Genomic DNA, 3,123 nt, shown 5'->3' on the forward strand with positions numbered 1-3,123 from the left:
TGAAAGATTTTTTAAATCCGTTAAGGCTGCACCGGCAATTCGCTGCAAATCAAAACCATTGTGGTCGTAAAAATACTGATCCTCAATCGACAGCGTTGCGTCAATCAAATGCGGTGACATTTTATCCAAGGACACCCAGTACCGGTTTTCCGCACCGCTTTCTTCGCCAATCACGTCTCCATCAGCGCTGTAATAGATTGTGTTTTGGTCATTCATCAGTTGCGGCGGCCCCAATAGAAAGCTGACAAAATAGACCCCGGCAATAAAGAGCATCCCGAGTGCCAATAACCCGAATGGTATGAGATAAAACAGCCGATATTTTTTCCCGTTTAAACGAAATAAATGTTTCATATGTTATAGCCCCGTTTGTGATAGGTTCATTAAATTCATTATGGGAAAAAATTGGCGGAATTAAACCCGGGCGCTATATTTGCTGACGGAGGCTGTCCAATTTATTACAAAAAATGCCTGGATTTGATACATCCAAGCGCTTGCTTAAGTGTTCATTTGTCATAAACCGAACCTCGTTTGGTTCGCTTTTCTCACAATAATGGAATGGCGATTTGAAGCCAAAACATACTTCCAAGTGCTGTAACTGATGGATTGTTTATTATTGGGTCAATTATTTATAGCTTAACACATTACAATAGAATACTTTGAAATGCGCATGGTTTATGGCTATAATAGGTCATTATATCAAGCAGGAGCGATTGTGATGGAAGTGAATCCGAAACGTGTTGCTGTCGAGCTGCAGACGGCCATTGAAGATGATGGACAGAAAGAATACAATACAGTCAGGGGAACAGGACATCTTTACCAAAAAGAAACCATGGATGTGCTGACGTATCGTGAAACAACCGAGGATGGCTCAACGATTAACAATATGCTTTCGATACATACGGATAAAGTAACTGTTAAACGGACGGGGCTTGTCAGCATGCACCAGCAATTCTGTGAAAAGCAGACGTCGGAAAATGTGTTCCAGCATCCGCACGGGAATATACATATGGAAACATTTACAAATGCGATAAACTATCAGACGCTGTCCGGACAGCAGAACGGTCGGCTTACCATTGACTATACCGTCAAGCTTAACGGGCAGGATGAACGCGAGCATCAGCTGAGGTTAACAATTCGACATAAGGAGGATTCCCAATGAGCAATCTATTATCACAAACGGAAGAAACACTTAAACAAGCGATCACAGCAGCGGTCCTGAAAGCAGAACTGGTCAAAGAGGACGAACTGCCGGAAGTCGTGCTCGAAAAACCAAAGGAAAAGGCGCACGGTGATTTTGCAACAAATATTGCCATGCAGCTGGCGAAAATTGCCAAAAAAGCACCAAGGCAAATCGCTGAAGACATCACGGCAAATCTCGATGAGTCGAAAGCTTCCGTCAAAAAGATCGAGATTGCCGGTCCCGGATTCATCAATTTTTTCTTGAAACAGGATTTTCTTGGTCAATTGATCCCATCGATTCTGGAAGCCGGTGATACATATGGCCGCACCGATACCGGAAAAGGGCAAAGGGTTCAGGTGGAATTTGTCTCGGTAAACCCGACCGGTGACCTGCATCTTGGCCATGCGCGTGGTGCTGCATATGGCGATGTTTTTTGCAATGTCCTTGAAGCAGCCGGTTATGACGTTGAACGTGAATATTACATTAACGATGCCGGCAGCCAGATTGATAATTTGGCTTTATCGATCGAAACACGGTATTTGGAAGCACTGGGCTATGAAGCCGAGATGCCTGAAGACGGCTACCGCGGTGACGATATTGTTGGTATCGGACAGAAGCTGGCTGATGAATACGGTGATAAATGGGCTGATACAGACCGGCAAGAACGACTGGCATTTTTTAAAGATTATGGTCTGGATTACGAACTTGGCAATCTGAAAAAAGATTTGGCTGATTTTCGTGTTCATTTTGACAACTGGTTTTCCGAGCAATCTCTATACGATAATGGCAAGGTGGAAGAAGCCGTTCAGACACTGCGCAATAGCGGTTTTGTCTACGAACAGGACGGGGCGACATGGTTTCGTTCAACGGTATTCGGTGACGATAAGGACCGTGTACTCATCAAGCAGGACGGCAACTATACGTACTTAACACCGGATATCGCGTATCATAAAGATAAACTAGAACGCGGATTTGATAACATCATCAATGTGTGGGGATCCGACCATCACGGTTATATATCACGGATGCGGGCAGCCATTCAGGCCCTCGGCTATCCAGCTGAAAAATTCGATGTCAAAATCATTCAGACGGTCAACCTGTTTGAAAACGGCGAAAAGGTGCGCATGAGCAAACGGACCGGTAATGCCGTCGCATTAAGAGATTTGATGGAGGAAGTCGGCGTTGATGCCACACGTTATTTCTTTGTCATGCGTTCAAACGATACCCAGTTTGATTTCGATCTGGATCTGGCCCGCTCCCAATCGAATGATAACCCGATCTATTACGTCCAATATGCGCATGCCCGGATTTGTACGATGCTGGAGCAGGCCGAATCAAAGGGGTTTGCTGTGAGCGAGGAATTTAACGCAGAACTTCTAACAGCCGAGAAAGAAACAGATCTATTGAAAAAACTGGGTGAATTCCCGCAGACAGTGGATGACGCAGCCGAAAAGTACGCGCCGCATAAAGTGACGCAGTATGTCTTTGATCTGGCTTCATTGCTGCATAGTTTCTACAATGCCGAAAAAGTGCTTGATTCGGACAATCCGGAATTGACCAAAGCGCGGATCGCTCTGATGAAAGCAGTAAGGGTTACATTGGCTAATGGCCTCGCGCTGATTGGTATCAGTGCACCGGTGAAAATGTAAGCTTAAACTTGCAGAGGTAAAACTTCTGCAAGTTTTTAATTGAGAATAATCATACGATGACCGCTTAATGATTTCAATTAAACTATTCCTGATCGGACTCCAATCGATGTTTTAGGATGTTCTTCTATATTCTTGGTGGTATTGCTTTACCAACGAACGATAAAACCCGCCTTCACAGCCATTTGCTATGTAAAAATCTATACTACCAGACATAAAATTAATGACGTATTATGAAAAGGTTGTTCAAAAAATATTCCTGTTATGACTAAAATCGAAACAACTTCCGAAAAAGGG

At 44.0% G+C, this 3,123-nt stretch carries 3 protein-coding genes; 2 read left to right on the top strand and 1 reads right to left on the bottom strand.

From position 1 onward, the window contains the following. Positions 1–351 (bottom strand): transglycosylase domain-containing protein (locus VK080_RS12705; protein ID WP_324225140.1); only part of this gene is annotated, 351 nt, incomplete at its 3' end. 364 nt (positions 352–715) lie between these two features. Here VK080_RS12705 and VK080_RS12710 point away from each other — a divergent pair. Beyond that, positions 716–1,159 carry a DUF1934 domain-containing protein gene (locus VK080_RS12710; RefSeq protein ID WP_324225142.1) on the top strand — a complete coding sequence of 148 codons (444 nt, stop codon included), beginning with the start codon at positions 716–718 and terminating at the stop codon, positions 1,157–1,159. Beyond that, positions 1,156–2,829 carry an arginine--tRNA ligase gene (argS, locus tag VK080_RS12715; protein ID WP_324225141.1) on the top strand — a complete coding sequence of 558 codons (1,674 nt, stop codon included), beginning with the start codon at positions 1,156–1,158 and terminating at the stop codon, positions 2,827–2,829. The genes VK080_RS12710 and argS overlap by 4 nt, the downstream gene beginning before the upstream one ends. Positions 2,830–3,123: the final 294 nt, after the last annotated feature.

It is taken from the genome of Lentibacillus sp., assembly GCF_035301925.1.
Lineage (GTDB): Bacteria > Bacillota > Bacilli > Bacillales > Amphibacillaceae > Lentibacillus.